29 protein-coding genes are annotated in these 23,001 nt (G+C 45.6%); 22 read left to right on the top strand and 7 right to left on the bottom strand.

Going from position 1 to position 23,001, the window contains the following annotated elements; translation table 11 throughout:
- Positions 1–5 precede the first annotated feature (5 nt).
- The gene (locus tag NKE59_RS09170; RefSeq protein WP_353438692.1) at positions 6–263 is read right to left on the bottom strand and encodes an accessory factor UbiK family protein; all 258 of its coding nucleotides are present in this window, start codon (positions 261–263) and stop codon (positions 6–8) included.
- A 262-nt stretch (positions 264–525) separates the two neighbouring features.
- On the opposite strand from NKE59_RS09170, the gene NKE59_RS09165 reads away from it, so the two are divergent.
- The 8 genes from NKE59_RS09165 (at position 526) to ptsP (ending at position 8,203) form a co-directional block, all read left to right on the top strand.
- Entirely contained in the window at positions 526–1,428 is a 903-nt protein-coding gene (locus NKE59_RS09165) for a TorF family putative porin (protein ID WP_353438691.1), read from the top strand.
- Positions 1,429–1,454: 26 nt separating this feature from the next.
- Positions 1,455–1,793, top strand: coding sequence for a P-II family nitrogen regulator (locus tag NKE59_RS09160; RefSeq protein ID WP_108509169.1), 339 nt, complete (start codon positions 1,455–1,457; stop codon positions 1,791–1,793).
- A gap of 12 nt (positions 1,794–1,805) precedes the next feature.
- Positions 1,806–3,287 (top strand): ammonium transporter, encoded by a 1,482-nt coding sequence (gene amt, locus NKE59_RS09155; protein WP_353438690.1) that lies wholly within the window; start codon positions 1,806–1,808, stop codon positions 3,285–3,287.
- 189 nt (positions 3,288–3,476) lie between these two features.
- Complete coding sequence (gene gshA, locus NKE59_RS09150; RefSeq protein WP_353438689.1) at positions 3,477–4,775, top strand: glutamate--cysteine ligase; 1,299 nt, start codon at positions 3,477–3,479, stop codon at positions 4,773–4,775.
- A gap of 14 nt (positions 4,776–4,789) precedes the next feature.
- Positions 4,790–5,728, top strand: coding sequence for a glutathione synthase (gshB, locus tag NKE59_RS09145; protein ID WP_353438688.1), 939 nt, complete (start codon positions 4,790–4,792; stop codon positions 5,726–5,728).
- Positions 5,729–5,730: 2 nt separating this feature from the next.
- Positions 5,731–6,177, top strand: coding sequence for a PTS sugar transporter subunit IIA (locus tag NKE59_RS09140; RefSeq protein WP_353438686.1), 447 nt, complete (start codon positions 5,731–5,733; stop codon positions 6,175–6,177).
- Complete coding sequence (locus NKE59_RS09135; protein ID WP_353438685.1) at positions 6,177–6,446, top strand: HPr family phosphocarrier protein; 270 nt, start codon at positions 6,177–6,179, stop codon at positions 6,444–6,446. The genes NKE59_RS09140 and NKE59_RS09135 overlap by 1 nt, the downstream gene beginning before the upstream one ends.
- Positions 6,447–6,448: 2 nt before the next feature.
- A complete protein-coding gene (gene ptsP, locus NKE59_RS09130) occupies positions 6,449–8,203 on the top strand; it encodes a phosphoenolpyruvate--protein phosphotransferase (RefSeq protein WP_353438684.1) in 1,755 nt (584 codons plus the stop codon).
- A 3-nt stretch (positions 8,204–8,206) separates the two neighbouring features.
- On the opposite strand, the gene moeB is transcribed toward ptsP, so the two are convergent.
- Genes moeB through gpmA form a run of 3 tightly spaced genes read right to left on the bottom strand, consistent with a single transcriptional unit; the run spans position 8,207 to position 11,111 of the window.
- Complete coding sequence (gene moeB / locus NKE59_RS09125) at positions 8,207–8,962, bottom strand: molybdopterin-synthase adenylyltransferase MoeB (protein WP_353438683.1); 756 nt, start codon at positions 8,960–8,962, stop codon at positions 8,207–8,209.
- Between the two features lie 12 nt (positions 8,963–8,974).
- A complete protein-coding gene (locus tag NKE59_RS09120) occupies positions 8,975–10,411 on the bottom strand; it encodes a S41 family peptidase (protein ID WP_353438681.1) in 1,437 nt (478 codons plus the stop codon).
- A gap of 4 nt (positions 10,412–10,415) precedes the next feature.
- Positions 10,416–11,111, bottom strand: a complete 696-nt coding sequence (gpmA, locus tag NKE59_RS09115; protein WP_353438679.1) for a 2,3-diphosphoglycerate-dependent phosphoglycerate mutase — start codon at positions 11,109–11,111, stop codon at positions 10,416–10,418.
- A 22-nt stretch (positions 11,112–11,133) separates the two neighbouring features.
- Between gpmA and NKE59_RS09110 the strand changes: the two genes are divergently transcribed.
- From NKE59_RS09110 to NKE59_RS09095, 4 genes are read left to right on the top strand one after another with little or no spacing between them, the layout of a single operon-like run.
- Positions 11,134–11,547 (top strand): rhodanese-like domain-containing protein, encoded by a 414-nt coding sequence (locus tag NKE59_RS09110; protein WP_353438678.1) that lies wholly within the window; start codon positions 11,134–11,136, stop codon positions 11,545–11,547.
- Between the two features lie 11 nt (positions 11,548–11,558).
- Positions 11,559–11,813, top strand: a complete 255-nt coding sequence (grxC, locus tag NKE59_RS09105) for a glutaredoxin 3 (RefSeq protein ID WP_353438677.1) — start codon at positions 11,559–11,561, stop codon at positions 11,811–11,813.
- Positions 11,814–11,857: 44 nt separating this feature from the next.
- Positions 11,858–12,373, top strand: a complete 516-nt coding sequence (gene secB, locus NKE59_RS09100; protein ID WP_353438676.1) for a protein-export chaperone SecB — start codon at positions 11,858–11,860, stop codon at positions 12,371–12,373.
- Positions 12,373–13,392, top strand: coding sequence for an NAD(P)H-dependent glycerol-3-phosphate dehydrogenase (locus NKE59_RS09095; protein WP_353438675.1), 1,020 nt, complete (start codon positions 12,373–12,375; stop codon positions 13,390–13,392). Before secB ends, NKE59_RS09095 begins: the two co-directional genes overlap by 1 nt.
- Here the strand turns inward: NKE59_RS09095 and trmL are convergent.
- Both trmL and NKE59_RS09085 read right to left on the bottom strand, forming a co-directional pair.
- Positions 13,389–13,859 (bottom strand): tRNA (uridine(34)/cytosine(34)/5-carboxymethylaminomethyluridine(34)-2'-O)-methyltransferase TrmL, encoded by a 471-nt coding sequence (gene trmL / locus NKE59_RS09090; RefSeq protein ID WP_353438674.1) that lies wholly within the window; start codon positions 13,857–13,859, stop codon positions 13,389–13,391. The genes NKE59_RS09095 and trmL overlap by 4 nt on opposite strands.
- Before the next feature lie 7 nt (positions 13,860–13,866).
- Positions 13,867–14,604: a ComF family protein gene (locus NKE59_RS09085; protein ID WP_353438672.1), complete on the bottom strand. Its 738-nt coding sequence runs from the start codon at positions 14,602–14,604 to the stop codon at positions 13,867–13,869.
- Between the two features lie 23 nt (positions 14,605–14,627).
- Between NKE59_RS09085 and NKE59_RS09080 the strand changes: the two genes are divergently transcribed.
- The 7 genes from NKE59_RS09080 to NKE59_RS09050 all read left to right on the top strand — a co-directional run bounded on the left by NKE59_RS09080 (position 14,628) and on the right by NKE59_RS09050 (position 20,161).
- The gene (locus tag NKE59_RS09080; RefSeq protein ID WP_353438671.1) at positions 14,628–15,392 is read left to right on the top strand and encodes a methyltransferase type 11; all 765 of its coding nucleotides are present in this window, start codon (positions 14,628–14,630) and stop codon (positions 15,390–15,392) included.
- Between the two features lie 266 nt (positions 15,393–15,658).
- Positions 15,659–16,732: a cytochrome c oxidase subunit II gene (gene coxB / locus NKE59_RS09075; RefSeq protein WP_353439950.1), complete on the top strand. Its 1,074-nt coding sequence runs from the start codon at positions 15,659–15,661 to the stop codon at positions 16,730–16,732.
- 45 nt (positions 16,733–16,777) lie between these two features.
- Entirely contained in the window at positions 16,778–18,370 is a 1,593-nt protein-coding gene (gene ctaD, locus NKE59_RS09070; RefSeq protein ID WP_353438670.1) for a cytochrome c oxidase subunit I, read from the top strand.
- A 33-nt stretch (positions 18,371–18,403) separates the two neighbouring features.
- Entirely contained in the window at positions 18,404–18,496 is a 93-nt protein-coding gene (locus NKE59_RS09065; RefSeq protein WP_353438669.1) for a cytochrome oxidase small assembly protein, read from the top strand.
- 3 nt (positions 18,497–18,499) lie between these two features.
- Positions 18,500–19,093 carry a cytochrome c oxidase assembly protein gene (locus NKE59_RS09060; RefSeq protein ID WP_353438667.1) on the top strand — a complete coding sequence of 198 codons (594 nt, stop codon included), beginning with the start codon at positions 18,500–18,502 and terminating at the stop codon, positions 19,091–19,093.
- Positions 19,090–19,284: a DUF2970 domain-containing protein gene (locus NKE59_RS09055; RefSeq protein WP_353438666.1), complete on the top strand. Its 195-nt coding sequence runs from the start codon at positions 19,090–19,092 to the stop codon at positions 19,282–19,284. The genes NKE59_RS09060 and NKE59_RS09055 overlap by 4 nt, the downstream gene beginning before the upstream one ends.
- Positions 19,285–19,306: 22 nt before the next feature.
- Positions 19,307–20,161 (top strand): cytochrome c oxidase subunit 3, encoded by an 855-nt coding sequence (locus NKE59_RS09050; protein ID WP_353438665.1) that lies wholly within the window; start codon positions 19,307–19,309, stop codon positions 20,159–20,161.
- Between the two features lie 29 nt (positions 20,162–20,190).
- Here the strand turns inward: NKE59_RS09050 and NKE59_RS09045 are convergent, their stop codons facing one another.
- A complete protein-coding gene (locus tag NKE59_RS09045) occupies positions 20,191–20,400 on the bottom strand; it encodes a twin transmembrane helix small protein (RefSeq protein WP_353438663.1) in 210 nt (69 codons plus the stop codon).
- Positions 20,401–20,460: 60 nt separating this feature from the next.
- Between NKE59_RS09045 and NKE59_RS09040 the strand changes: the two genes are divergently transcribed.
- From NKE59_RS09040 to NKE59_RS09030, 3 genes are read left to right on the top strand one after another with little or no spacing between them, the layout of a single operon-like run.
- Positions 20,461–21,183: an SURF1 family protein gene (locus NKE59_RS09040; RefSeq protein WP_353438662.1), complete on the top strand. Its 723-nt coding sequence runs from the start codon at positions 20,461–20,463 to the stop codon at positions 21,181–21,183.
- Positions 21,184–21,198: 15 nt separating this feature from the next.
- Positions 21,199–21,852, top strand: coding sequence for a hypothetical protein (locus NKE59_RS09035; RefSeq protein ID WP_353438661.1), 654 nt, complete (start codon positions 21,199–21,201; stop codon positions 21,850–21,852).
- On the top strand, positions 21,849–22,976 hold the full coding sequence (locus NKE59_RS09030) for a COX15/CtaA family protein (protein ID WP_353438660.1): 1,128 nt from the start codon (positions 21,849–21,851) through the stop codon (positions 22,974–22,976). Before NKE59_RS09035 ends, NKE59_RS09030 begins: the two co-directional genes overlap by 4 nt.
- The last annotated feature ends 25 nt before the right edge of the window (positions 22,977–23,001 follow it).

Raw genomic sequence — 23,001 nt, 5'->3', positions numbered from 1 at the left:
GCAAATTAAGACTTCTTCTCTAGATCTGCAACTTTAGCCTCAAGGGCCTCTAACTTCTCACGCGTTTTGGCTAAGACACGAGATTGAATATCAAACTCTTCGCGGGTCACTAAATCCATTCTCTGGAATCCTTGACTCATCATCGCTCGCACATTCTTTTCAATGTCTTTGGCCGGCGAGTTCCGAATGGCCTCACCAATTTTGTTTTGCATATCGACCGCAATGGTCTGCATTTGCTCGAATACTTGACTGGGTTTTTGCATCCGTAAATTGTAGGGGCAATGGGGAATAAAGGTCGATTGCACTGATTTTGTGCAAAAAACTCTTGAATGTATTGCATTAATTTGGTGCAAAAGCCCAATAAAACACTGATTTTCCCTAAATTGAATCATTAATAGACCAACCCTAATCCTCAATAAAGTACTTAAGTAATTGATTTAAATGAATATTTACATAGCTGGCACACTTATTGCAAAAGACCCTATGTAGTGATTTTTTCATTCAACCAGAAAAATAGGAGTTTTTATGAGCATTTTTAAGAAAACCACATTGGCACTAGCCATTTCAGCATTAGCAGGCGGCGCATTGGCACAGTCTGCCCCAGCTCCGGCACCCGCCCCAGCGCCCGCAACAAGTCCTATTACAGCCAACGTTACTGTGGTCAATGACTATCGTTATCGCGGTATGACCCAATCAAATTACAAACCAGCTATTCAAGGCGGCTTTGATTACGCTCATGAAAGTGGCTTTTATATTGGCAATTGGAACTCATCTATTTCATGGATCGGTGATTCGTATCCCACAGGGAGCAATACAGGAGGTGTTGTTTCTGCTCCAGTAGAAATGGATTTCTATGCGGGTTTTAAAAAAGAATTCCTTGGTGCAGGTTTTGCATCTGACATTGGTATCCTTCAATACTATTATCCATCAAATGGCATTCGTCAAGCAGTTCAAAATACTACCAATTGTGGAACAACAAGTAGAGCAACTTGTGGAACTAATCCAAATACAACAGAGTTGTATTTGGCACAAAACTTTGCGTATGGACCGGTAAGTGGCTTTGCAAAAGTGTCATATTCAATTACAAATATTTTTGGGTATTACAACAGCAAGGGATCTTATTACCCAGATTTAACATTAAATTACGATACAGGGGTAATGGGTCTAACCCTGAATGCCCACGTCGGATATCAATATATTAGCAACACACAAACTTCTGGTGGCATTAAATATGATTTTTCATATACAGACTATAAGCTTGGAATTACAAAAGATTTTGGAGGCGGATTAATAGGCAACATTTCTTATGTTTCTACGTCCAATCCAAAAGTTGGCACAGCATATTTGTGGTCAACAACCACAACCCAAACCGCTCAAAGTGGCTCAGGAAAAAGTGGCGGCCTAATCTCCCTCACCAAAACCTTCTAATTCCTCTCACTATCTAGGAGATATACATGAAAATGATTACCGCAATCATCAAGCCTTTCAAGCTTGACGAGGTGCGCGAGGCTCTCTCAGAAGTTGGGGTTTCGGGTATCACCGTCTCAGAAGTGAAAGGCTTTGGTCGACAAAAGGGTCACACCGAGCTCTATCGTGGCGCTGAGTATGTCGTCGATTTTTTACCTAAGGTTCGTATTGAAGCTGCGGTAGAAGATGGCATTCTGGATCGCGCCATTGAGGCGATTGAGAAATCAGCGCGCACAGGGAAGATTGGCGATGGCAAGATTTTTGTCTCTTCAATCGAACATGTCGTTCGTATTCGTACCGGTGAAACCGGTACCTCAGCACTTTAATAGGGGTCAAACATGTTTAATTGGATGAAACGAGTTATTGCGGCGGGAGTCATGGCGCTTGCAGTCACCACTACTACCGGTGCTCTAGTTGCCCCTGCATACGCTGCAGATGACAAGAAGCCTGCTGTTACAGCACCTGCTGCTGCTCCCGCAGCTGCCGCAGTACCTGCTGAGCCAGCACCAACGCCTAACAAGGCTGATACAACTTGGATGATGGTCTCAACAGCATTAGTGATGTTGATGACATTGCCAGGCTTAGCATTGTTTTATGGCGGCCTTACACGTAGCAAGAACGTTCTATCGATCTTGATGCAATGTATGGTGGTGTTCTCACTAATCGCAGTGCTTTGGGCGGTTTATGGGTATAGCTTTGCATTCACAGAAGGCAGTGCTTTCTTTGGAGGCCTGGATCGATTGTTCCTGGCGGGGCTAACACCAGAGAGTAATGCGGCAACCTTTAGTAAGGGTGTTGTTATTCCTGAGCTGATGTTTATGGCATTCCAAGCAACCTTTGCATGTATTACATGTTGTTTAATCATTGGCGCATTTGCAGAGCGTGCTAAGTTTGCTGCTGTTCTCTTGTTCATGATCATTTGGTTTACCTTCAGCTATTTACCCATTGCACATATGGTTTGGTTCTGGGCTGGTCCAGATGGCATCAAAGATGCAGCTTCACTAGAGGCAGTTACTAATGGTGCTGGTTGGTTATGGCAAAAAGGCATCCTCGACTTTGCAGGTGGTACTGTAGTTCATATCAATGCTGCTATTGCCGGTTTAGTGGGTTCCTATGTTATTGGAAAGCGCATTGGCTACGGCAAGGAAGCAATGAAGCCTCATAACTTGGTTTACACCATGGTGGGTGCCTCACTCTTGTGGTTCGGCTGGTTTGGATTTAATGCCGGATCTGCATTAGAGGCTAATGGTAGCGCTGCACTTGCATTTGTTACCACTTTACTTGCAACAGCTGCTGCGGTGCTGGGTTGGACATTGGGTGAGTGGATCACCAAAGGTAAGCCATCAATGTTAGGTGCCGCTTCGGGTTGCGTAGCAGGTTTAGTTGCAATTACACCCGCAGCTGGTTTTGTTGGCCCAATGGGTGCCATCATTATCGGTTTTGTAGCTGGCGTACTTTGCTTGTGGGGCGTATCAGGCCTCAAGCGCATGTTAGGTGCTGATGATAGTTTGGATGTCTTTGGTGTTCACGGAATTGGTGGTATTACTGGCGCTCTGCTCACCGGTGTATTTGCTGATCCTGCCCTTGGTGGTGCTGGCATATATGACTACGTTGCAAATGCAGTAGCAAAGGATTACTCCATTGCAAGCCAAGTGGTCGTCCAAGCTCAAGGTGTCGTTTTGACATTGATCTGGTCTGGCGTTGTAGCATTTATTGCCTTCAAGATCGCTGACCTAGTATTTGGTTTGCGTGTCAAGGAAGAAGCAGAGCGCGAAGGTTTAGATATTACCTCGCATGGTGAGTCTGCCTACGAGTCTTAAAAGGGAATGGGTTTGTTGGTTTTTGGTGATTCCGGCAAACCCAGACTAATTAGAGATTTAAGCGTTGCAAGCATGATTTAGTCTGTTTATTTTTACCCCTCACTAGGCGACACTGGTTGGTTGCCTAGTTTTTAAGCGCGGAATCGAGAGATTCCGCGTCTTTCTTTCAAAAAAACTTACAATGCGGATATGGTCCCGCATCTTATTACCGCCCTTAGTGGCCCCCTTCTAGAGCTTGAGTCCAAAGTACTCGAGGCAACTCCGACAATAGAGCGCTGGTTTAGGCTGGAGTGGCAGGAACATACCCCGCCCTTTTATTGCTCGGTTGATTTGCGTAACTCTGGCTTTAAATTATCCCCCGTTGATACCAATCTCTTCCCGGGCGGCTTTAATAACCTTTCTCCGGAGATGCTCCCTCTGGCAGTTCAAGCTGCCATGGCTGCGATTGAGAAGATCTGCCCCGAAGCTAAAAACCTATTACTAATCCCCGAACGCCATACCCGCAATACTTTCTATTTGCAAAACATCGCTTGTTTGTCATCGATTCTGCGACAAGCTGGTCTTAATGTTCGCTTGGGCACTTTATCGGATGAAATTAAGAAACCGACTGCGATTGATTTACCAGAGGGGGGACGTTTAGTTTTAGAGCCTCTGACCCGTTTAGGTTTGCGCAAAACGCGTTTGGGCTTAAAAGACTTTGATCCTTGCTCAATCCTGCTCAATAATGATTTATCAGCAGGCATTCCACCCATTTTAGAAAATGTCCATGAGCAATATTTATTGCCCGGTTTGCATGCTGGCTGGCCAATACGACGTAAGTCCAATCATTTCTTGGCCTATGAAGAGCTTGCCAAGAAATTTGCCAAATTAATCAATATTGATCCGTGGATGATTAACCCCTATTTTGCTCGCTGTTCAGGAATGAACTTTCATGAGCAGAAGGGTGAAGAACAATTAATGGCAGCGGTTGATCAAGTACTCAAGAAAACTGCTAAGAAGTATCGCGAGTACGGAATAAAAGACAAGCCTTATGTTGTTGTGAAACCCGATGCTGGAACCTATGGCATGGGGGTCATGATTGCCCATGATGCAAATGATCTGAAGAATTTAAATCGACGCGATCGTAACAAAATGAGCGTGGTTAAAGAAGGTCTAGAGGTTAGTGATGTGATCGTACAAGAAGGTGTGTATACCTTTGAGAAGGTGAATGAAGCAGTCGCTGAACCCGTGGTTTATATGATTGATCGCTATGTGGTGGGCGGTTTCTATCGCGTTCATACAGATCGCGGCCCGGATGAGAACTTGAATGCCCCCGGTATGCATTTTGTGCCATTGGCATTTGAACAAAATGCAATGCCAGACATGCGGGCAAAGCCCGGAAGTGCTGCACCTAATCGTTTCTATTTATATGGCGTGGTGGCCCGCTTGGCCCTGCTAGCTGCCTCACTTGAGCTGGAGCGAACCGATCCAGACGCAGAGGCTGCCTAGTATTGGCCATTGCCATGAAACTTCTTTTTATTACCGACCCGCTTGATTCTTTTAAGGTAGAAAAAGATACCACCTTAGCCATGATGCGTGTCGCTCAAAGTGCCGGGCATGAAATTTGGTATACACAAAGCCATGATTTATTGTGGGGTCAAGGCAAAGCCAGGGCGCGAGCCCAGCCTCTAACAATAACGAGCGATCTGATTTGGTATCGATTAGGCGAAGTTGAAGAACACTCTTTAGACTACTTTACTGCGGTCTTGATGCGCCAAGATCCACCGTTCACGGTCGAGTATTTAACAAGCACTTGGATATTGTCAGCAGCAGTGCTGCAGGGTGCGCGGGTGTTTAATAATCCAGATGCTGTTCGTAATCATTCAGAAAAGTTATCCATTACTGAGTTCCCTCAATTTATTCCTCCCACCTTGGTAACGCGGGATATTCATGCGATACGGGATTTTCATGGGCTACATCACGATATTGTTATTAAGCCATTAGATGGCATGGGTGGCATGGGCGTATTTCGGGTGGGCTCCAATGGTCTAAATCTAGGAAGTATTGTTGAGACTCTGGGTGAAAACGGTTCGCGCACTTTAATGGCGCAGCGATTTCTCCCAGAAATTACAGCCGGAGACAAGCGGGTTCTCTTAATTGGTGGCGAGGTAATGCCTTATGCATTAGCCAGAATTCCGCAAGGAACGGAGATACGTGGCAATCTAGCAGTGGGCGGCAAGGGTTTAGCCATGGCGCTGACAGCCCGTGAAGAAGAGATAGCAAATCATCTTGCACCCATATTAGCGCAGCGCGGATTATTTTTGGTGGGCCTAGACATGATTGGGGGATATTTAACAGAGATTAATGTAACTAGCCCAACTTGTTTTGTAGAAATCGCTCAACAAACCGATTACGATGTTGCAAAAAAATGGTTAACACGACTTGAAAAGGAGTTAGCGTAACCATGCCCGGTATCTTAATTGTGGCGCATACGCCGATTGCAAGTTCCATGCTGGGGTTTATTGAGCACACTTATGGTGAACTGCCAGTTCGGGTTGCAGCAGTCGATATTCCACCTCACGAAGATGTGCGCATGAGTGAAGAGAGGGTAATGACAGCGGCAACGCAAGTCAAAAGTGCGGCTGGCATTTTGGTCTTAACGGATTTAATGGGCGCCACTCCCGCTAATGTGGCGTCCCGTTTAACAAAACCGGGTTTATTAGATTGCAAGATTTTGGTCTTAGCCGGTATCAATTTGCCAATGCTAATGCGAGCAATTTCCTATCGAGGCGATGGCTTGGAATCCGTTGCCCTTAAGGCGATGCAAGGGGGACAAAACGGTATTGTTCGGCTGGGGACACCAGTTACTCATGTAGATACCTCTGTAAATGAAAAGGTTGGGGATCCATAATGCCAAAGGTCGATATTGAGATCATCAATAAATTAGGTTTGCATGCACGCGCCTCGGCCAAGCTTTCTCAATTGGCGAGTGAATATCCTTGTGAAGTATTTCTGAGCAAGAACGGGCGCCGCATTAATGCTAAAAGCATTATGGGGGTGATGATGTTGGCCGCCGGAATTGGAAGTGTCGTAACGCTAGAAACCATTGGCGAGCAAGAGGATAAAGCTATCGCAGATCTTTGCGCTCTAATCAATGACCGTTTTGGCGAGGGTGAGTAGGTATGAGTTTTGCTCTCCATGGCGTATCAGTTTCAAAAGGGATTGCTATTGGTAAAGCAGTACTGATTTCGCGGGCGGCACTCGAGGTTAGCCATTATTTAGTTGAGCCAGGAACCGAAGAGCTCGAGGCAAATAAACTATTGCAAGCATTTGAGCGGGTCAGTAATGAGTTGAGTGCTCTAAAGACTACATTGCCAAAAGATGCCCCTCAAGAGATGGCTGCATTTTTAGATGTTCATCAAATGATTTTGTCAGACCCAACCTTGGCACAAAAGCCACTCGAGTTGATTCGTCAAAAGCGTTTAAATGCTGCGTGGGCCTTAACTACAGAGTTAAATGATCTGCTCGAGCAATTTTCGGAGATTGAGGATCCGTATCTTAAAGAGCGAGGCAATGATATTCGGCAGGTTGCAGAACGCGTTATAAAGGCAATCCATTCGCAAAATCGTCAAACAGTGATCGGGGGTGAAGGTTTAATCTCCGGTGACTTTGACGATGGAACAATTGTGGTGGCTCATGACATTGCACCTCACGATATGTTGCGTTTTAAGGAGAACGACTTAAGCGGATTTGTAACGGATTTAGGGGGGAAGACCTCACACACTGCAATTGTGGCACGCAGTTTAGAGATTCCGGCACTGGTCGGCATCCGCCATGCGAGTGACATTATCGAGCACGGTGATTGGTTAATTATTGATGGTAATGCGGGGATTGTGATTGTGGCGCCCGATGAGGCTCTGCTAAGTGAATACCGCACTTTGCAATCTGAACAATATCGTAAGACCCAAAAATTACAAGAGCTCAAATATAGTCCGACCAAAACAAAAGATGGTGTTGATATTGAACTCTTTGCCAATATCGAGTTACCCGAAGATACTAGACACGCAATTGAATTGGGCTCTGTGGGCATCGGCTTATTCCGTTCAGAGTTCTTATTTATGAACCAACAGCACGGCCTGCCCGATGAAGAAAAGCAATATCAAGAATATACGCGTGCTGTTGAGGCTATGTTTGGCTTGCCCGTAAATATTCGAACGATTGATATTGGCTCTGATAAATCCTTGTCCGGAGCGGAGACCGGGAGTACGGGCACGTCACCGTTAGGTTTAAGAGCAATTCGGTGGTCATTATCAGAGCCTGAGATTTTTTTAACCCAACTGCGCGCTATTTTGCGGGCATCGGCTCACGGTAAGGTACGACTCTTATTGCCAATGTTAGCGCACGCTCAAGAGATTTATGAAAGTCTTCGCTTGATCGATAAAGCAAAACAACAGCTTCGCGAACGTAGTCAGGCTTTTAATCCAAATATTGAAGTGGGCGCCATGATTGAGGTACCAGCGGCTGCTTTGATGATGCCTCTCTTTGTAAAACATTTTGATTATTTATCGATTGGTACTAATGACTTAATTCAGTACACCTTGGCAATCGATCGAGCTGATCATGCGGTCGCTCATCTATACGATCCATTAAATCCAGCGGTACTAAATTTGATTGCTTCGGTCATTCGGCAGGCCCAAAAGGCGAACGTGCCAATTGCAGTATGCGGGGAGATGGCAGGAGATCCAGCGCTAACTAAGCTTTTATTGGCAATGGGGCTTACTGATTTCTCAATGCACTTTAGTCAACTACTATTAGTTAAGCGTGAGATTTTGCAAGCGGATACACGAAAGCTGAAAAAGCATATTGATGAGCTCTTAGCCTCTTTTGATCCTGTAGAACAAAGCAAAATAATTAATCGCCTAGATTCAATCCACTAACACTTATTGACGGTGAGCCCCGCATACCGGGCAGTCGGGATTTCGTCGTATCTTGATTTCATCGATTTGCGAATTACGGGCATTCCAAATGAGTAGTCGCCCCAGGAGAGGCTCACCAAAACCAATCAAGATTTGTAAGGCTTGTGCGGCCTGGAGCGAGCCAATAATTCCAACTAGTGGAGAGAAGACGCCCATACTGGCGCAATTAGTTTCAGCAAAATTGGGGTCTGGTGGGAAAACACAGGCATAACAGGGTGAGCTCGGTTGCCTAAAATCAAATACACTGACTTGAGCGTCAAATCCAATTGCCGCTCCTAAGACCAGCACTTTCTTATGTTTGAAGGCGGCTCGATTAATGAGATGACGGGTCGCAAAATTATCGGTGCAATCAATCACCACCGATGCCTTTATGACAAGCTCTTCAAGTAATGCTTCATCGGCTTTTTGTTTGATGGCATTAATGATGATCCCAGGATTAAGGCTATTTAGAAATCGTTTTCCAGACCCAACCTTAGTCATGCCAACACTGTTGTTTTGATGCATGATCTGACGCTGTAAGTTAGTAAGCTCAACCCGATCGTGATCCACTAGGGTAATTTGACCCACTCCTGCTGCAACTAAATAGGGAGCACATGCAGAGCCTAAGCCGCCTGCACCAATCACTAAAACATGGCTATTGAGTAATTGCTCTTGACCCGCAATATCAATCTCTTCGAGCAGAAGGTGCCTAGAGTATCGTAGTAATTGCTCGTCATTCATGAGCAAAGAGAACTATTCAAGCTTGGATGCTGAGCGCTTCACAGTTTGACCGCTCAGAAAAGCAACAGCCTGTTGCAACATAAAATCATCGTTGCTTCCAAACTCAGGAGGGCGCTTACTTTTATCTTTTTCTCGTTCTTCAGGCGTCTTCTTGGCGTTGCGCTCTTCAATTAGCTGCAGCTCTTGAAGGCGGCGCTTCTCACGGTCTTTAATTAATGCTTCTTCTGAAGATTGCTTATTGCGTAAATGTTTTTCACTATCGATTTCACGAGTGATTAACACATCGTCAGGATCGCCATCTTTATTCTGATCAACCGGAATATCCGGTTTAATTCCAAACGCCTGAATCGATCGACCATTGGGCGTGTAGTAATAGGCTGTCGTAATTTTGAGTGCAGAGTCATTGCTAAGCGGTCTAACGGTTTGCACAGAGCCCTTACCAAAGGTGGTCTTACCAATGATGGTGGCGCGCTTGAAGTCTTGCAGAGCGCCTGCAACGATCTCAGAAGCGGATGCAGAATAAGCGTTCACCAGAACGACCATCGGTATTTTTTTGAAGAGAGGTGGAACCTCATCGAGAGGGTCGCCGGACTCATTAAGCTTATACATGGCAGGCACTGCATTAAATACCTGTTTGGAGTCAGGAGCCTGTCCTTTTGTAGAAACAATGACTGCACCTGGGGGCAAGAAGGCCGCCGCCACTCCAACAGCGCCTTGCAACAGACCGCCGCCATTATTACGCAGATCGAGCACTAAGCCTTTTAGCTTTGGATCTTTATTGGCAAGCTCAGCTAATTTTTTAGCAAGATCAGGAATGGTGCGTTCTTGGAAGCTCGTAATACGAACCCATGCAATATTGTTATCCACAATTTTTGCTTTGATCGATTGCACTTTAATTTCTGCACGTGTAATCGTCACCGGGAAGGTGCGTTCTTCACTCTTGCGGAAAATCGTGAGGGTAATTTTAGTACCTGGAGTGCCGCGCATAGTGCGCACTGCTTTATCTAAAGACATGCCACGGACAGGCTTATCGTCTAAGCGCGTGATTAGATCACCTGCTTGGAGGCCTGCCTTTGCAGCGGGCGATCCTTCAATCGGATTAAGCACCTTGACCAAACCGTCTTCCGAGGTAATCTCAATACCGAGACCCGCAAACTTGCCAGCAGTTTGCTCTTGCATCTCAGAAAAATCTTTTTTATCCAAATAGGCGGAGTGTGGATCAAGACTGCTGACCATGCCCTTGACCGCATCAGTTAACAATTGCTTATCCTCAATGGGCTCTACATACTCGCGTTTAATTTGCCCAAAGACATTCGAGAGTGTCCGGAGCTCATCTAAAGGAAGGGTATTAGTGCCCTGTTGAGCAGTAGCAGAGAGTTGAATGGTCGCGGCAATCCCGGCGACTAATCCGATTCCTATGAGGGCAATATTTCTAAATAGCTGGCGCATGCCCCTATTTTGCCTCTAAATAGAAATGTTGTTGCGGTTTTAGTTCATCGTCTAGCTCATATATCAAGGGACTGCCATTGGGGATGTTAATGCCCATGATGGCCTCATCGGAGACTTGGTCTAGATGCTTGATCAAAGCGCGAATACTATTACCATGAGCAACCAAGATAACCCTTTTACCTATCTTTAGGGCTGGAGCAATGGATTCATTCCATAGGGGCAAAACGCGCTGCACGGTATCTTTTAGGCATTCCCCTTGGGGGATGTCTTGCTCGTTTAGCTTGAAATAGCGGGGGTCTTTGGCAATTTCTGCGCGCTGTTCTTGGTTTAGCGGTGGGGGTGGAATTTCATAAGAGCGGCGCCAGATATGGACCTGCTCATCCCCAAATTGAGCTGCAGTCTCTGCCTTATTAAGACCGGTAAGACCGCCATAATGCCGTTCGTTAAGCCGCCAGCTATGTACCACCGGCACCCACATTAGATCCATGGAGTCTTGGATATGCCAGAGGGTCCGAATTGCTCTTTTGAGAACCGAGGTATAGGCGATATCAAATTCGTAACCCGCCTCCCTTAAAAGCTTTCCGGCATTCAGGGACTGCTCAACGCCGGTGGGGGTTAAATCGATATCGGCCCAGCCCGTAAACCGATTTTCAAGGTTCCACGCAGATTGGCCATGGCGCACAAGGATGAGTTGTTTCATAGATGCATTCTATAATCTAGCAATGGACTTCTTAGCTCAAACAGACAATTTAGTACTCGCCGCCTTAATGATCATTTCAGGTATGGCTCTATTCATGCCGACATTATCAACCCTAATGACTGGCAAGGGTCTAAGCCCTACCGATGCGACGATTTGGATAAACCGTCGCAAAGCAAATGTGATTGATTTGCGCTCGGAGGAGGATTTTAAGGCAGGCCATTTGCCCAATGCTAAAAATCTAGCCTTGGAGAGCCTTGATGCCGGCCTGAAGGCTTTGAAATTAGATCAGAAATTGCCAGTAGTATTGATTGGTCGTGGATCAGCGCATTCCCAAAAGGCTGCCAAAGAATTACGAAAATTAGGATTTGCTGAGGTGGGCGTTTTAGACGGTGGAATCGGTGCCTGGCATACCTCTGGTTTGCCTTTGATCAAGTAGACGGAGTCCTTATGCCTGAAGTATTGATGTATAGCACCCGTGTCTGCCCATACTGCGTAATGGCAGAAAAGCTCTTACAAAAAAAAGGTGTACTGAATCTTCAGAAAGTGTTGATTGATGTCGACCCCAGTCGGCGTGAAGAAATGATGACCCGTACGGGTCGCAGAACAGTTCCACAGATCTATATTGGCGATCACCACATTGGCGGTTATGACGATCTTGCAGCATTAGATCGCGCAGGCGGGCTTGATCCCCTGCTAGGATAATTTTTAGTTCTTACTCCCATCTTATCTAGAGAAAGAGATTTAACATGAGTGATGCTGCACCTAATTCTGCAACGGGTACTAATGACCCCTCCTTTGTGATTCAACGCATTTATTTAAAAGATTTATCTTTAGAACAGCCTAATGCACCAGGCATTTTATTGGTCGCAAGCGAACCACAAATTCAGGTAGAGCTTGATATTGCAGTAGATCGTTTGACCGATGAGTTATTTGAGGTTGCGCTACTGAGCACAGTTACAGCGAGGGTAGATGGTAAGGTTATGTTCTTGGTTGAGGCAAAACAAGCAGGTATTTTTGAGTTCAAAAATATTCCACCAGAGCAGATTGACCCGATGCTTGGTATTACATGCCCAACAATAATCTTCCCATATTTGCGCTCCAACGTTGCCGATATTATTAGTCGCGCAGGCTTTCAACCCATTCATCTCTCGGATATTAACTTTCATGGCATGTATGAGAATCGCTTGGCGCAAGCCGAAGCCGCGCAAGGTGCTCAAGCGGGTTCTGGTGACGCAGAAAGCAAGATTATCCTGCCCAACTAATGAATATCACGGTTCTTGGTGGTGGAGCATGGGGTACGGCAATCGCCCTATCTGCAGCCCGCCATCATGCCCCTTATTCGGTCTGTTTATGGGCGCGTGACCCACAACAGATGCAGGCACTGCAAATCGATGCAGAGAACAAACAATATTTACCCGGTATTTCGCTCCCTACGGAACTTCTACTAGAGGCTGATTTTCAAAAAGCTCTGGGCAGATTGCGCTTAGGCGACCTATTGGTTATTGCTACACCAATGTCTGGGTTGTCCCAAATCTTAGGGGATGTATTGATACAAGCGAAACATCCGCTCAATATTTTGTACCTATGCAAAGGACTAGAGCCCAATACTGCCTTATTGCCGCATCAAGTATTACAGCGTGAGCTAGCAAAGCATCCAAGCCATACGCATGCTTTTGGAGTTTTGTCAGGGCCGAGCTTTGCGCGAGAGGTCGGTGAAGGTTTGCCGTGTGCGCTAACGGTCGCTAGCCATCAAAAAGAGTTCTGTGAATTAGTCCAGCAGGTATTTCATCATGGAAATATTCGTGTATATGCCAGCGATGATTTAATTGGAGTGGAACTAGGCGGCGCGATTAAGAATGTCCTTGCGATTGCCGCAGGAATTGGTGATGGACTAGGCTTGGGAATGAATGCACGGGCTGCATTACTAACACGTGGCTTAGCAGAAATGATGCGTTTAACCAAGGCAGCCGGCGGTAAGAGTGAGACCTGCATGGGCTTAACTGGTTTAGGCGATTTAATTTTGACCGCAACCGGTGATTTATCACGTAATCGGCGCGTTGGCTTGTCCTTGGCAGCAGGCCAAGATCTAGAACACGTTTTACACGCATTAGGCCATGTGGCAGAGGGTGTCTTGTGCGCTAAAGCAGTGACTGATTTAGCAAAGCGCCTTCAGGTAGAAATGCCAATTTGTGCCACCGTTGTGGAGGTTTTAAATGGCAAATTAACCGTTGAGCAAGGCGTGCAGGCTCTCATGGGACGCGAACCCAAGGCCGAGTCTTAAAGACCTCCAGTAAATTGGTGTTGCCTCCACGCCTCATAGACCACAATCGCAACCGAGTTTGCAAGATTGAGACTTCGACTTGCAGGTAGCATGGGCAGTCGTAAATGATTGTCTTTAGGAATAGCCGCTCTTACCTCAGCACTAACCCCTTTTGTTTCTGAGCCAAAGACAAAATAATCATCTTTAAGAAATTTGCTGGTTAACAGGGATGACTGCCCTTTCGTTGTTAAGGCAAATACACGCGATAGATTTGCTTTACTCTTCTCTAGAAAATCAGTCCAGCTTTGATAAACCATAATGTTTGCAAACTCGTGATAGTCAAGCCCCGCCCTCCTTAACTTGGCGTGTTCGAGTGGAAAGCCAAGCGGTTCAATTAGATGAAGTCTTGCTCCAGTATTGGCACAGAGGCGAATAATATTCCCCGTGTTTGGCGGAATCTCGGGTTCAAATAAAACAACATTAAACATGCTGCGATCATATTGCAAATGGAGCACTCTTGGGTAGAGTTCGCAACACAACCCAAGCACTTACATGTTTAGCGCCATGATTTTTTAATAAGGATGCGATTGCATTCATCGTTGCCCCAGTGGTCATTACATCATCAAAAACAATAATTCTTTGGTTCTTAAAGCGCCCGGACCAATCTGTGTTTAGGTAGAACAAGTCCTGTGCCATCTCTTTGCGCATCTCTCGATTCCGCTGCGCTTGCGATGTCTCATCGTCGATGCGACCTAAGGCATTGGGTATCTTGCGAACGGTTTTAGGTAGCTGAATACGTTTCGCAATCTCCCAGCTTTGATTAAACCCTCGTTTTGTTAATTTGCGAACCCCAAGAGGGACTGGTAGAAGATAGTCGGCCGAACTTTGTAGGGTGACCTTAGCGGCACAATGGTTCCAAAGATAGGAGAAGCCTGCTGCACAGGCAAGTCGCCTTTGGTACTTATAGGCATGAAGAGCAGTTTGTAAGACACCAGCGTACGAGTCTATATAAAAAGTCTCGTCATAGGCTGGGCTATGTTCTACACAGCTAAAACATGGTGACTCGGGTGTTGCAATAGGTATGCCGCAAGTAGGACAATGCGGCGGTCCATTTAGCATATTCAGTGTAATTTTTGCTAGGCAATTAGCACAGAGCAATTTAGTTTGCACCTGTTCACATGCCATACACAAAGTTGGAAGCAGAAACTCAACAAAGGGGGTAAATAAATGCATGGGGCGCTGAGTATACTGAGCCCATGTCCACGTCTCTCTCATGGCTACAGGCTGAAATTTACCAACGGATGCTCGAAAAATTAGAGCCTATTAAATTACAGCCCAAGGCAATCTTGATCGGACCTGATTTTCCGGGTCTTCGTATTGGGCAATTCTCAAGACGATTTCCAAAGGCAAAAATTGATACCGTTGCTGACCCTCATTTAAGCCTTAATCAGGTAATGTGGCTTCGTATGCATCGTGCCTTGGGGGCTTTGTTTGGTCGGGGGAGGCTCTTTGGCCAAAGGCCGAGTGATCTAGAAAATCACTATGGGCTGATTGTCAGCGCCCTAGAGTTTCAGCAGTTCGAAAGACCACACGATTTGCTTGAGATAGCATATCGGCAAATATGTGAGGATGGCTTACTGTGTTTTAGCTATTTGGGACCAGATACTGGAAAAGAACTACGCGCATCACTTAAAGCAAGCCCTTATATAAAGAGTTTGCCGGGGGCATTGGATATGCATGACATTGGGGATGCACTTGTTCAAAAAGGCTTCTCTGATCCCGTGATGGACATGGAGTATTTGTATTTGGAATATGAATCGGAAACTAATTATCTAAGGGATGCCCTTGCTATTGGGCTCGTTCAGCCTGGCACGCCCCCAGATGCCCTGAGCGGGGCACTGAGAGCAAAAAGAATGACCCTAGAAATTGTTTATGGACACGCATGGGTTCTTGGTAAGAATCTGAGTAAATCGGATGGGAAAACAGCATATATTCGCCCAGATGCAATTAAACGTAAATAGTTACAAATCTCTTTTATAAGTAAGTACACACATTTAATTATCTGTAGAAAGGGTTTATCCCGAGCCCCTTTCCAAAATGAAGCCTGTCAGGCAAATCATCCTATAATCGAGTGTCTAAACTGTGATTAATGGCAATAATGGCACTTCACTTAATCTCGGGTGCCTCGGTAAATTTTGAGAAAAAAATGAACATTAGTAAATTCTTTGCAAAAACGTGGCTATTTCTTGGATTCAGCATTTGGAGTTTTGGTGTTGCAGCGCAAGATATGCCAGGAGGCCCAAAGGTCAATCAATTAAATTTCACAGCACCAGCAACCAAAATAATGGAAGAGATCCATTGGCTGCATTGGTTCATGATGATTATTTGTGTCGTCATTTTTGTTGGCGTATTTGGCGTGATGTTTTATTCCATCTTCAAACACCGCAAATCAAAGGGAGCCCAGCCAGCCTCATTTCATGAGAGTACATCGGTTGAAATTATTTGGACTGTAATTCCTTTGCTCATTGTGATTGGTATGGCCTTACCCGCTACAAAAACAGTGGTGGCTATGAAAGACACAACTAATGCAGACATCACAATTAAAACCACTGGATACCAGTGGAAGTGGGGCTATGACTACATTAAAGGTGAAGGCGAAGGAATTAGCTTTTTATCAACCTTGTCTACCTCACGTGAAGCCATCAATAACTTGGCGCCAAAGAGCCCAACATATTTGATGGAGGTTGATAATGAAATGGTGGTGCCTGTAAATAAAAAAATTAGGATGATCACCACAGCTAACGATGTTATTCATGCGTGGGCAGTTCCAGCTTTTGGTGTGAAGCAAGATGCTATTCCAGGATTTGTTCGAGATACTTGGTTTAAGGCTGATAGGGTTGGCACATATCGTGGCCAATGTTCTGAGCTTTGTGGTGCGCAACATGCGTTTATGCCAATCGTGGTCAAGGTTGTCTCTGATGAGGAATACACCCAATGGGTAGCTCAGAAGAAAAAAGAAATGGCTGCCACAGCGGATGATCCAAGTAAGGTATATACCCTTGCTGAGCAGATGGATCGTGGTGCTAAGGTATACGCTAGCAACTGTGCTGCTTGCCATCAAGCAAATGGTAAGGGTGCGGGAGCCTTCCCAGCCTTAGATGGTAGTAAGTTAGTGATGGGGCCAAAGGCTGCAAATTACAACATCTTAATTAATGGAAAAGGTGCCATGCCTAAATGGGGCGGCGTGATTTCTGATGGTGAATTAGCGGCGGTCATGACTTATACCCGTAATGCATGGGGTAACAAAACAGGTGACGTGATTCAGACCCAAGAATTTGCAACCGCACGTGCTGCAAAGTAATTTAATGAACTATTTTTATCGATTGATATTGAACTGGAGCAAAGTATGAGCAGCATATCCACAACCCACGATCACGCTCACGATCATGCACATGACCATCCGCATGGCTGGAGACGTTGGTTATTTGCTACCAATCACAAAGATATTGGGACGATGTATCTCATCTTCTCCTTTGTGAGTTTATTAGCTGGCGGTGTAATGGCCTTGGGTATCCGTTTGGAGTTATTCCAACCTGGCCTGCAATACCTGCGTCCAGAATTCTTTAATCAATTAACAACTATGCATGGTTTGGTGATGGTCTTTGGCGCCATCATGCCAGCCTTCGTTGGCTTTGCAAACTGGATGGTCCCATTGCAAATTGGTGCCTCGGATATGGCATTCGCACGCATGAATAACTTTAGTTTCTGGATTTTGCCAGTTGCTGCTTTATTGCTTTTTGGTTCCTTCTTGGTTCCAGGTGGAGCACCATCGGGTGGCTGGACACTGTATGCGCCTCTTACCTTACAAATGGGCCCTGGCATGGACATGGCTATTTTTGCTCTCCATTTGTTAGGTGCTTCTTCCATCATGGGCTCGATTAATATCATCGTGACCATTTTGAACATGCGCGCACCCGGCATGTCTCTCATGAAGATGCCAATGTTCTGCTGGACTTGGTTAATTACAGCCTATTTATTAATTGCCGTGATGCCCGTACTAGCGGGCGCCATCACCATGGTTCTCACCGATCGTCATTTTGGTACCAGCTTTTTCTCAGCTGCCGGTGGTGGCGACCCAGTAATGTACCAACATATTTTCTGGTTCTTCGGCCATCCCGAGGTGTACATCATGATTTTGCCAGCCTTTGGCATCATCAGTGAGGTTGTACCTGTCTTTGCAAGAAAGAGACTGTTTGGTTATGCCTCAATGGTTTATGCGACATCGTCGATTGCCATCTTATCCTTCATTGTTTGGGCGCATCATATGTTTGCTACTGGTATGCCTGTGACTGGCCAACTTTTCTTCATGTACGCCACGATGTTGATCGCCGTACCAACGGGAGTCAAGATATTTAACTGGGTAGCCACCATGTGGAAAGGTTCAATGACTTTTGAGACCCCCATGCTGTGGGCGATTGGTTTTATCTTTGTGTTCACAATTGGTGGATTTACTGGACTAGTACTTGCCATGGCACCAATTGATATTGGATTGCAAGATACCTATTACGTTGTTGCCCATTTCCACTACGTATTAGTAGCAGGATCTCTATTTGCAATGTTTGCAGGCTTTTATTACTGGTGCCCAAAATGGACTGGTCGCATGGCAGATGAGTTCCGTGGAAAAGTACATTTCTGGGGCTCTATGTTTTTCTTTAATTTAACCTTCTTCCCCATGCACTTCTTGGGCTTAGCTGGCATGCCACGTCGGTATGCAGACTACCCAACACAGTTTGCCGATTTCAATTTAATTGCCTCGATTGGTGGTTTGGGGTTTGGTTTGATGCAGGTTTATTTTTTACTGTTTGTCATTTTGCCCGCCTATCGTGGCCATGGTAAGAAGGCGTCAGATAGCCCTTGGGAAACTGCCAATACTTTGGAGTGGTCGATTCCATCGCCAGCACCATTTCACACCTTTGAACAACCACCCAAAGTTAGTTAAACGGAGTTGTTAGTGACCCAACGATCCAATTCAATGATGACCAACCGCCGCCTCGCGGCGGTGTTGTTATCAATTGCGTTGGCGTTTTTCTTGGGAATTGTCGTGAAGTACTGGATATTTGGTTGATCTATGGCTAGTAACCTCGGCTCCCTTAATAAACAAATCTTACTCAAGCTCCTTTTGCTAGCTGTCTTGATGTTTGGTTTTGGGTATGCCTTGGTGCCTTTGTATAAAGCACTGTGTGAAGTCACTGGTATCAATGTGATTACGAGCAAAAATAATTATGGTGTTCGGGCGCATGGCGCAAGCAAGCCCGGAAACACGCAGGTCGATTACTCGCGTAAGATCACGATTGAGTTTGACTCAAATAGCCGTGGACCTTTTGCGTTTAAGCCAGTCAAGAATTTTCTTGAAGTACATCCCGGCGAGCTACATGAAATTGTGTATGAGGTTGTTAATACTAAAGACCGTGCTATCGCCGCTCAGGCAATTCCCAGTTATGCCCCAAAGGCAGCTACCGAATTTTTCACAAAGATTGAATGTTTCTGTTTTCAAGAGCAGGCTCTTAACCCCCATCAAATCCGCCAAATGCCAGTGGTCTTTATTGTTGACCCTAATTTGCCTAAAGATGTGAAGACAATTACGCTTTCATATACTTTTTTTGAAACGGGCATAGCAAAACCAGTTGCACTGACGCAGCCATCAAAAGCGAGTGGATCGTGAAAAAGAAATTAAATCTTCTTCAATCGATCCGTGCTGTTTTATGGGCCTTTTTGGGCGTACGCAAGAACTCAGAACTACAAAACGATGTTGCTAGTCTTAGTTTTGTTCACATCATTATTGCTGGTGTGTTGGGCGCCATAATTTTTATGGCAATTCTTTTGTTGATTGTTCAGTTAGTTGTATCAAATTAATTTTTAAGCTAGAAAGAGCACGATGTTTTCGAACTCCACTCCTTATTATTTTGTTCCAAGTCCCTCGAAGTACCCTGTATTAGCAAGCATCGGCTTGCTTGGCTTTGGTGGTGGTATGTCTGCATGGGTTAATAACCTATCGTGGGGCGGCCCTTTGGTTTTGGGCGCAGTCATTTATATCTTGGTTGTGCTGTACGGCTGGTTTGGAGATGCAATTTCTGAAGGCAATACGGGAAAGAACGGTGTTAACGTTGACATCTCATACCGTTGGTCGATGAGCTGGTTCATATTCTCTGAGATCATGTTCTTCGCAGCCTTTTTCTCAGCCCTGTTCTACGCACGCAGCATTACAGTTCCTTGGTTGGGCGATGTGGACAATAAGATATTGTGGCCAGACTTTGTAGCGGCTTGGCCCACACTTGGCCCAACAGGCCTCGTCGAGAAATTCAGTACGATCGGGCCTTGGCCGATCCCCACAATTAATACCTTGCTGCTACTGAGCTCTGGGGTGACTGTCACCTATGCACATCACGCATTACGTGAAGGGCATCGCCAACAGGCAATTTATGGCTTATTTGCTACAGTACTTCTGGGAGTGATCTTCTTAGGTTTTCAGGCTTATGAGTACATTCATGCTTATTCGGATTTAAATCTCAAGTTAAGCTCTGGTATCTACGGCTCCACATTTTTTATGTTGACCGGTTTTCATGGATTCCATGTATTTCTAGGTGGTCTGATGCTGGCTATTATCTTGCGTCGTTTAATCCGTGGAGATTTCTCAGCCGATAATCATTTTGGTTTTGAGGGTGCTGCGTGGTATTGGCACTTTGTTGACGTTGTTTGGCTGGGCCTTTACATCGTCATTTACTGGATGTGAGTCATTAACGGTAGCTTCGGCCACCGTTTTTATTGGGCAACCTTTAGACCGGTGGATTGGATTAGGCCAAAGTAGTAGGCGATCCAAATGCCTATAAATAAGGCAATGGATAAGCCGATTCGTAGCATTAAAGAATGAACCATCCTGGAGCTCTTGCCCTTATCTTTCATCATGAAGTACAACGCTGATCCTAGGCTGCCAATAACAAGCAGCAGGACCAAAACAATTATCCATTTCATTACGGTACCGAGCCCTTGAGTTTTTTTTCTGTCTTCATTGTAGAGCGTAGAGTGGCGACTGTGGCGGCAATCGTAGTGATTGCGATTGGCCTCCTTGCTGGGCGCTGGCAATTGAGTCGGGCGGAGCAAAAAATAGTGTTGGCTAATCAAATTGCTACGATGGCCGCTAAAGAACGGATTGATCTAAATGCCAAGGCATGGACTTTATCAGAAGTCGAGTTTCGGGCTGTCCAGGCGCGCGGTCAGTTTTTATCCAACGAGATTGTATGGTTAGATAATCGCCCTAAACCAAACCACGGTAGCCTAAGTCAGGCGCATTCCGGCTTCTATGTATTGATGCCATTTCTCTTGGACGGACCGGCCACTCAGGTCATCTGGGTAAACCGTGGGTGGGCTCCTCGGAACAGTCAGGATCGACTCATATTACCAAGTATTAATACGCCTACAGGCAGGGTCACGATAGAGGGAGTGGCATTTGCGGGTGCTGGAAAGGTATTGGAGTTGGGTGACCAACCAAACTCCAAAGATCGTCCACGCATTCAACAAAATCTTGATCTTGCATATGAAGAAAAGCAGTTAAAGTACCCGCAGCTCCCATTTGTGATACGACAAAATGACCCAGATCGTAATGATGGCTTATTACGAAATTGGCCACCGGCAACGGTTGGAGTTGATCGCCATTATGCTTATGCTTTTCAATGGTTTGCTTTAGCAGCAGCGGCCCTCGTGTTTTGGTTTACAACCGGTTTTATGCGTTACCGCAATAAAGATAAATCGTTTTAATGGGACAAGACGCCAGTGAATGATCAAGATTTACTAATACCAGCCAGTCAAGTGGATCGGCAAGCGGTAGACGCAAGAACGCGACGGGGTCGAATCCAGATGATCTTGCTTTTATTGGCCTGTGCTGCTCCAGTCATTGCATCCTACTTAGCCTATTATGTTTTTAAGCCTGAGGGTGGAAAAACAAACTATGGGACTCTGATACAGCCTCCCCAGGCAATTAATCCCAGCTGGCTGGATATTTCCTTTAGCGGAAAGTGGACTCTTTTAGTAGCACGCCCCGCCAGCGAGTGTCGCAAAGGGAATGATGCTTGTGTAGAGCTCTTATATCTGATGAGACAAGTACGTCTTGCATTGGGGAAAGAGAAGAACCGCGTACAGCTTGTTTGGGTGGTCAGCGATCGCTTGCCCGTAGATCCTGATATCAAACAGGCCTACGATCCAGAAACTGCTGGATTTATCATTGTTCCTGCCCCAGATCCAAAAAATAGCACAGTCTGGTTGACCTGGTTAAATCAGCAGAATCTAGGGAGCGGGATTCAGTTGATAGATCCCAGTGGCGAAAAGATGATGGTGTTCCCCGATAAAGCAGAGTCAAAAGATTTTGTCAGAATGCGTAAAGATTTAGATCGTCTACTGAAGCTAAATCGCAAAGGTGAAAAAATATGATTTCCGAATCGGCTCTATTAGTTTTAGAGCTTGCTGGGATTGCCTTTGTCTTTGCCGGCTTACCTTTGGCTTATCTGGCGCGTAGAAAAGGCTTAGATATTTTTCAGAAACTAAATTGGGCAGTCGTCTTTTTAACCTTCGACCTCATTTTATTTGGCGCATTTACGCGTTTGAGTGATTCAGGTCTGGGCTGTCCGGATTGGCCAGGTTGTTATGGCACCTCAAATCCCTGGAGGGCGATGGAGGAGATCCGCGCCGCTGAGGTAGCGATGCCCACAGGACCTGTAACCGTATTTAAGGCTTGGGTAGAAATGATCCATCGCTATTTAGCAATGAGTGTAGGGGTATTAATCATTGCTCAAGTAGTTTTAGCCTTTAAGCAAATAGGGGCGCAACGCAGATTAGCCATTCAAGGCAGTCTATTTCTGCTGGTCTTGGTGTGCTTACAGGGCGCCTTCGGTGCTTGGACGGTAACCTTGAAGTTGCAACCCATTATTGTGAGTATGCATTTGATCTTGGCCCTAATTTTATTTTCTAGTATGGTTTGGTTTGCTCAGCGTAACGATAGCAAAACAATATCTTCAAAGGCTCAAGGTAAATCATTACCGATTACATGGATTGCATTCGCTACGATTACTTTACTTATTCAAATATTTTTGGGGGCGTGGGTTAGCACAAACTATGCGGTATTGGCTTGTCCTGATTTCCCAACCTGTATGGGCGCATGGTATCCCACCATGGATTGGCAAAACGCATTTTATTTATGGCGTGAGCTTGGTCAAGCAAAATCAGGTGAGGTGATTCCGATGACGGCTTTGGTAACCATACACTGGACTCATCGTGTTGGAGCCATTTTTGCATCCATTGTTTTGCTCTTGCTTGCAATCAAAGCATTACGCCATAGCCAATCAAATATTTCTTTTTGGGGCAAGGCTATTCTCGGTTTGTTAGCCTTACAAATAATTACGGGCATATCAAATGTTGTATTCCAGTGGCCTTTAGTTGCTGCCCTTCTCCATACCGGTGGAGCAGCGGCTATCTTATTTTGCTTAGTACGACTGAGTGCAGGAAGTGACTGTTCTTTTTTCTCGGGTCGTGATGTAGAGGGGCAGAGGTCATCGTGAGCACTTCGTCTTTTGAGCGCCCACC

The organism is Polynucleobacter sp. UK-FUSCHL-C3, from assembly GCF_040409815.1.
GTDB lineage: Bacteria > Pseudomonadota > Gammaproteobacteria > Burkholderiales > Burkholderiaceae > Polynucleobacter.
This window is presented reverse-complemented; position numbering and strand designations above follow the sequence as displayed.